4 protein-coding genes are annotated in these 7,300 nt (G+C 41.8%); all 4 read left to right on the top strand.

From position 1 onward, the window contains the following. The first annotated feature begins 28 nt into the window (after positions 1-28). The 4 genes from QZ488_RS12910 (at position 29) to gnd (ending at position 7,300) form a co-directional block, all read left to right on the top strand. Positions 29-733, top strand: a complete 705-nt coding sequence (locus QZ488_RS12910; protein ID WP_293749305.1) for an ABC transporter ATP-binding protein — start codon at positions 29-31, stop codon at positions 731-733. Continuing rightward, positions 730-3,159, top strand: a complete 2,430-nt coding sequence (locus tag QZ488_RS12915; RefSeq protein WP_293749307.1) for an ABC transporter permease — start codon at positions 730-732, stop codon at positions 3,157-3,159. Before QZ488_RS12910 ends, QZ488_RS12915 begins: the two co-directional genes overlap by 4 nt. Positions 3,160-3,254: 95 nt before the next feature. Then, complete coding sequence (locus tag QZ488_RS12920) at positions 3,255-5,585, top strand: ABC transporter permease (protein WP_293749309.1); 2,331 nt, start codon at positions 3,255-3,257, stop codon at positions 5,583-5,585. A 260-nt stretch (positions 5,586-5,845) separates the two neighbouring features. After that, positions 5,846-7,300: a decarboxylating NADP(+)-dependent phosphogluconate dehydrogenase gene (gene gnd, locus QZ488_RS12925; protein ID WP_293749311.1), complete on the top strand. Its 1,455-nt coding sequence runs from the start codon at positions 5,846-5,848 to the stop codon at positions 7,298-7,300.

Here is a 7,300-nt window from a genome sequence, read left to right on the forward strand (position 1 = left end):
ATTTTACGATTACCAAAGGAAGACACTTATGAGCGATATTAAAATTCAAATGAAAAACATCTCTAAGGTTTTTGAAACAGATGAGCTTGAGACTCATGCCTTAAAGAATGTAGATATCACCATCTATGCAGGGGACTACGTGTCTATTGCTGGCCCTTCTGGTTGCGGAAAGTCGACCTTGTTATCTATTTTAGGTTTGTTGGATATGCCCACAGGTGGCGAATATTTTATTGAAGGCACCAATGTGACTGACTTGTCACTCGATCAAGCAGCAGAAATTCGAAACAGCAAGATAGGCTTTATTTTTCAATCGTTTAACTTGATTGATGAATTGTCAGTATTCGACAACGTTGCCTTGCCTTTACGTTACAAAACCAAAGTGCCAAGCGACAAAGAAATTTCAGACCGAGTGCTCGAATGCCTAGAATTAGTTGATATGAGTCACCGCATTAGTCATAAACCCAACCAGCTGTCTGGTGGACAACAACAACGTATCGCCATCGCTCGTGCCCTTGTTGCCAATCCCGCTATTTTGCTGGTGGATGAGCCAACAGGTAACTTGGACTCTAAAAGTGGCGACCAAGTGATGGATGTATTGGAAAAACTTAACAACAGTGGCACTACTATTTGTATGGTAACCCATGATCCACGTTATGCGGATATGGCCAATATACAGCTTAAATTATTAGATGGTTCAATCTTAACTACACCAGAGTTGAAGGAGGCTGTATGAGCCAGTTTCTCTATCAACAAAAGCAAGCTTGGGCCAGCCTTAAGAAAAAAGTAGGTTTTGTCGCAACGGTTGTCACCACTATGGGCACAACATTAGGGGCGTTGCTTTGTATATTGACCTTAGGTTATCTATTGATTGTTGAACCTTTGCCTTACCCCGAGCAAGACAAACTGTATAACGTTATTCATGCTATCGGTGACAAATCTGGTGAGACAAATGCCGAGGCATTTACCTATCCTGGACTTATCCATCTATACAAAAACCAAGATGTGTTTGAGAAAGCTGCACTGATCCAATATGGTCAAGACGTACTCACGTCTTTGCCTAATCAGCCCACCTTAAGTACCGGTTATGCCACACCAGAGTGGTTTGAACTATTGGGCGCAAATATGCAGATGGGCCGTTATTTCGAAGCAACTGAAGCCTTGGATACCTTTAATCCCGTTGCCGTCATTAGCCATAAAATTTGGCAAGAAGAATTCGCTTCGGCCTCGGATATGCTTGATAAAAAAGTGTCGTTCAGTGGTGTGAGTTTTCGAGTGATAGGTGTATTGGGCGAGCAATTCGTTGAACCACAAATAAAGCAAACGGGTCGTGTTGTAGGGGTTTGGTTTCCTTGGGATTATAACCTCGATGTGCGGATGAAAGAACGTTGGGGCAATATCAGCGGTGCTTTGACTTTTGTCGGTCAATTAAAAGAAACGCTAACTGCAACACAAGCAGAACAAACCATTACCCCCTTAGTGAACGATACTTGGACTGAGAATGTGGTTTCAATTCCATTCTTTAGCGGTTGGTCAATCCAGATGAAGCTTGAATCTTTCCAAACAGCTATTGTAGGGGATAGTCAAAACACCGTTTATAAATTGTTGGCTGGGGTGTTTGGCTTAGTACTCATTGCGTTTGCCAATATTGCAAATTTGTTTATGTCACGTACCGCCGAGCAACAACGACAATTAGCGATTTATGCGGCACTTGGCGCTAAAAAATCACACCTTTTTCGTGGACTACTAGCTGAGTCTGGTGTGCTGATGTTTTTATCGGTATTGGTAGCATTAATTATCGCCTCTTTGGGCTTCTCCTTATTGCAAGCAAATCTGGCCTCTGAGTTACCGCGAGTGAATGAACTTGGAGTCAACTCGATTACCTTTTTAGCATCGGTTGTGCTTGCTCTTTTCTTTGCTCTTTTATTTGCCTTTCTAAGTAGCAAGATGATTAATTACCGAGCCTTGAATTCCATGTTACAAGCTAGTGGTAAAGGCACAGGTGTGCAGGTTTCTAAGCGTTTTAGGCAAGGTTTGATTGTGAGTCAGGTGGCAATAGCAACGATATTGGTTTTTACCAACATCACCTTGTTTAAAGAATCGGTCGACATGATCACACAACCTCCTGGATACACTGTGGATAATATGACACAAATGAGTTTGTCAGTTTCAGCGCCAGAATTTCCGCCGCAAGAAGAAGTTGCAGCCACTATGACTGAACTTAAGAAAAAACTATTGGAACTACCTCAAGTAGAAAGTATTTCACAATCAGGATCTGTGTTGAATGGTTATGGGTTGTGGGCATTGACTGCGGTCGCTTCAGGTGAAAATTTCACTCCGGAAAACAAGGGCGCCAGTCACAACTACTTTACTATGATTGGTCAGGAACTGCTTGAGGGTGATTATTTTAGTGAAGCTGATGTCAAGGATGGTAATCGAGTAATGGTGGTTAATGATGTATTTGCCAAACGCATTAATCCTACTGGTAGTGCGTTAGGATTTCAGATTTCTTCTGGCGCAGAAGATGACCCTTTCACCATTATTGGTGTGGTCAAAGGGGTGAAAATGCCCGCTCAAACTGAGATGCCGATGCGTGTTTACACACCATCAAGATTGTCCAGCACACAAATGACCCTTAAGCTTCGCGATGGTCAGAGTGTCAGTCGAGAACAAGTAGTCACTGCTATTAACGAAGTAAGCAGTTTATATGCATTGTTTAGTTTGGACACCTTAGCCAGTGAGAAAAAGAGACGTTTATTTACCCAATATACCACTGCAACTACTACCTCGGCACTTGCTATTATTACCTTGTTTTTAGCCAGTGTAGGTTTATATGGCATCTTGAGTTACGGCACACAAATGCGCAGGTTTGAGTTGGGCACACGTATGGCAATTGGAGCTAAACGCAAAGACTTAGTTGGCTTGATTGTTAAAGATAATGTGTGGGTTATTTTACTTGGGGTGGCCTCAAGTATAGTCGTGATGCTAGGTATTTATATCGGTTATAAAGACGTGTTGTCAGGCTATATGAGTGTTGAGTTGTTACCCATGCTGATTGCAACAATACTGTCCATTGCCTTGTTGTCACTCTTTGCCTGTTACTGGCCTCTGCGTCAATACATCAATCACCCAGCGATTCATTCGTTGCGTGTTAGTGATTAGGTTATTAGGGTATGAATCAATCTCTGTATTTACTGAAATAAGCTTGGGCTAGCCTTAAAAATAAGCCTGGGTTTGTTTCAGCGGTTGTCAATACTATGAGCCTAACTTTAGGTGCACTCTTATGTGTGCTGACCTTGGCCTATTTATTATTGGTATCACCACTTCCTTACCCAGAAAGTGACAGCTTATATACAGTAGAGCATAACCTGATTGATAAAAAAGGAGGGGTTGACGGTACGGCCTTTACCTATCCTAACCTGATGCATTTATACGCTAAGCAAACTGCTTTTAGTGATTTAGCAGTGATGTACTACGATGCTGATGTGCTTGTTTCTATGCCTACTCATCCCACTCTACCCATTTCTTTTGTTACCCCAGAGTGGTTTTCCCTATTGGGGGCAAAAATGGCGGTGGGTCGAAGCTTTGAGGCCACAGAAGCGCTAAATACTTACAATCCGGTTGCCGTATTGAGTTACCAAACCTGGAAAAATGAATTTGCTCTAGAAGCAAATATCTTGTCAAAAAAGGTACAGTTTGGTGAGGTGAGTTATCGCATTGTTGGTGTGCTCAGCGAAGATTTCGTTGAGCCGCAAATTTATGGTGTGGGTAATAAATCCCAAGTGTTTTTACCTTGGGATTATAATTCTATTAGTCCAAGTGAGCGCAAAAAGTGGGGCAATGATGATGGTGGTCTGATGGTGCTTGGCAAATTGAAGTCAAGTTATTCGCCAGCCCAGGTTGAACAACAACTTGCTGCATTGGTGAGTGATAACTGGCAACAAGAGGTGGCTGGGCAACAATTTTTTAACGGCTGGAGTATTGGTATTAAATTACACTCATTGCAGTCGGTAATTCTGGCCAATAGTCAGAACACAGTGTATTTACTCATTGCCGGTGTGATTGGTTTAGTGCTGATAGCCAGTACTAATATCGCAAATTTGTTTATGTCACGAACCGTTGAGCGCAGCCGACAAATTGCTATATGTGCCGCAGTTGGCGCCTCGCGTCGGCAGATATTTAAAATGTTGTTAGCTGAATCGACGCTCCTAGTGGGGCTAGCTACGTTTATTGCCATCTATATTGCTTCCTTAGGATTTAAAGGCATGCAGTTGTTCTTAAACCATTATTTACCAAGAATTGATGAGTTGTCCCTGCATTTCAGTACCCTTGCTTGTGCTTTGATTTTGATGTTGGTATTTGTCTGGTTATTTGCCTATTTAAGCATGGGCATGATCGATTACCGTGAGTTAAATCGATCAATGCAAAGCGGTGGTAAAGGCACGGGCATACAAGTGTCTAAAAAACTAAGGCAGGGCCTAGTGCTGTGTCAAATAGCCATTGTGTCAGTGTTGGTTTTTATCAATATTCTGTTGTTCAATGAAGCCGTCAGCACAATTAATCGCACTTCTGGATTTGAAACAAAGCATATTTCCTTTTTAGTCATCTCTTTGCCGGCGGTTAGTGAAACCGAACGCAGCGGGTTAGTGGCAAATGTGTTTGAGGTTAGAAATAAATTAGCCGCGTTACCGCAGGTAGAAGGCGTAAGTCAGGCTATGGCTCCTATGCCCTTTTTTACTCGTGCGCTTACTCGCTTGGGCGGTGATGAGTCTTATTCAATGAGAGCGAAAGACGTTGATCACGCTTATTTCCAATTAATTAAGCAACCCTTGCTGGCAGGTAATTATTTCAGCGAAGCCGATATCAAAGACAAAAATAATGTCATGATAATCAATGACGTATTTGCCAAACAACTCGCTCCAGATGGTAACGCCCTTGGTTTGACATTTGATAATGGCGCAACTGTGGTGGGTGTGGTTAAGGGCATAATGATTCCCGGTCAAACCAGCATTGAGCCGCGATTTTATTTCCCGGCATCACCGGCCAGAAATATGTTTCTTGTCAAAACCAAAGAGGGCCAAGTTATCACTCGGGAGCAAGTGGTTAAGGTTTTGCTACAAGTCTCCAGTGAGCTAAAACTGTTTAGTTTGTCTACATTAGACTCCCGCCTGGTTGAACGTTTGTTTGCCCAATACACCACAGCAGTGACTAGCGGATCTTTGGCTATTATCACTTTTATTTTGGCTGGATTAGGTCTGTACGGAATATTAAGCTACAGCACACAAATGCGCCGATTTGAAATAGGCACCCGATTAGCCATAGGTGCAAAGCGTAAAGAAATAATTCTACTAATTGTTAAAGACAATGCGGCGATGATTTTACTTGGCATGCTGACTAGTGTGTTGGTGTTGCTAATGTTGTATTTAGGATTTAGCGATAACTTAAATGATTATCTTCACACAAATATAGTACTGACATTTGTTCTAACGGTTACCTCTATCACTTTCTTGTCGTTATTTGCCTGCTATTGGCCATTACGTCGATACATCAATCAACCTGTTGTTCATGTGTTACGTGGTAGTGATTAGTGGCATTCTAGCGCTTTAAGAGAGTGTTCAGCATGGATAGTTAGTAGCAAAAAAATGGTCTGACCAATATGTCATATACTAATGCATTATTTATTTATGTATTTATGAAGTGTTAAGTTTCGTTTTAGTGGTTAAAATAAACCATACCTTAAATTGCTTGGTTCAATTGGCCCTACACCTTTGGACTTTACTAAAGCATTTAGCGTATTACGTTAAATGGCTAAGCAGGCATTTTTAATTTAAATAAACATTGGAATTCTATGAAAACACTATCTGATATTGGTTTAATCGGCCTTGCTGTGATGGGTGAAAACCTTATTCTAAATATGGCAAGTAAAGGGTATACCGTTACTGCTTATAATCGCTCTACCGATAAAGTTAAAAACTTTATTAATGGCCGAGCTAAAGGCGAAAGTATTCGCGGTGCCTATTCGGTTGAAGAGTTAGTTCAATCCTTAGCCACACCCCGTAAAATTATGATTATGGTTAAATCAGGCGCGCCTGTTGATGCCACTATTGATCAGCTTCTGCCTTTGTTAGACAAAGGTGACATCATTATTGATGGTGGTAATACACATTTCCCAGACACTATTCGCCGTGAAAAGTACTGCGTTGAAAAAGGTATTAACTTTGTGGGTGCCGGTGTATCAGGTGGTGAAGAAGGTGCGCTTAAAGGACCTTCTATTATGCCTGGTGGATCACTTGAAGCATGGAAAGCAGTGAAACCTATTTTCCAAGATATCTCAGCCAAAGTTGATGATGGTTCACCTTGTTGTGATTATGTAGGTGAAAATGGTGCCGGCCATTTTGTGAAAATGGTACACAACGGTATTGAATATGGCGATATGCAATTGTTGTGTGAAGCCTACCAAATAATGAAAGACACCCTAGGCATGTCTGCTGATGAAATGCATGAAGTGTTCAAAGAATGGAACACTACCGAATTAGATAGTTATTTAGTTGAAATAACCCGCGATATCCTCGCATTTAAAGATGAAGACGGTGGTCCACTAGTCGAAAAAATACTTGATACTGCAGGCCAAAAAGGGACTGGAAAATGGACTGGCGTAGTGGCGCTAGATTTAGGTGTGCCATTAACACTGATTGCTGAATCTGTATTTGCTCGTTGTATCTCTGCACTTAAAGATGAGCGTGTTGAAGCCTCTAAAGTTATAACTGGCCCTGCTAAAACGTTTACTGGTGACAAAGCTGCGTTTATCGAAGATTTACGTCAAGCAGTGTTAGCCGCTAAAATTGTGTCTTACGCACAGGGTTACACTCTAATGCGCGAAGCAGCCAAAGAGTTCAATTGGAACCTAAACTACGGCGGCATCGCATTGATGTGGCGTGGTGGTTGTATCATCCGTTCTGCTTTTTTAGGCAAAATCAAAGAAGCCTATGACAAAAATCCTGAACTTAACAATTTATTATTAGATGACTATTTCAGAGATACCGTTGTTGCCGCTCAAGAAGGTTGGAGACGTGTTGCAGTCAATGCCATTACTACTGGTGTACCTGCTCCTTGTTTAACCGCAGCCCTTAACTACTTTGATGGTTATCGCACAGCACGTTTACCGGCTAACTTGTTACAAGCGCAACGTGATTATTTTGGTGCCCATACTTATGAGCGCACAGATAAGCCAAGAGGCGAGTTCTTCCATACCAACTGGACTGGACGTGGTGGTAATACTTCATCGTCTACTTATAACGCTTAA

This window comes from uncultured Paraglaciecola sp. (genome assembly GCF_913020055.1).
Classification (GTDB): Bacteria; Pseudomonadota; Gammaproteobacteria; order Enterobacterales; family Alteromonadaceae; genus Paraglaciecola.

Bases quoted from the DNA above. Each gene is read 5' to 3' on its own strand.
- QZ488_RS12910 (WP_293749305.1), top strand. From the start codon at position 29: ATGAGCGATATTAAAATTCAAATGAAAAACATCTCTAAGGTTTTTGAA.
- QZ488_RS12915 (WP_293749307.1), top strand. From the start codon at position 730: ATGAGCCAGTTTCTCTATCAACAAAAGCAAGCTTGGGCCAGCCTTAAG.
- QZ488_RS12920 (WP_293749309.1), top strand. From the start codon at position 3,255: ATGAGCCTAACTTTAGGTGCACTCTTATGTGTGCTGACCTTGGCCTAT.
- gnd (WP_293749311.1), top strand. From the start codon at position 5,846: ATGAAAACACTATCTGATATTGGTTTAATCGGCCTTGCTGTGATGGGT.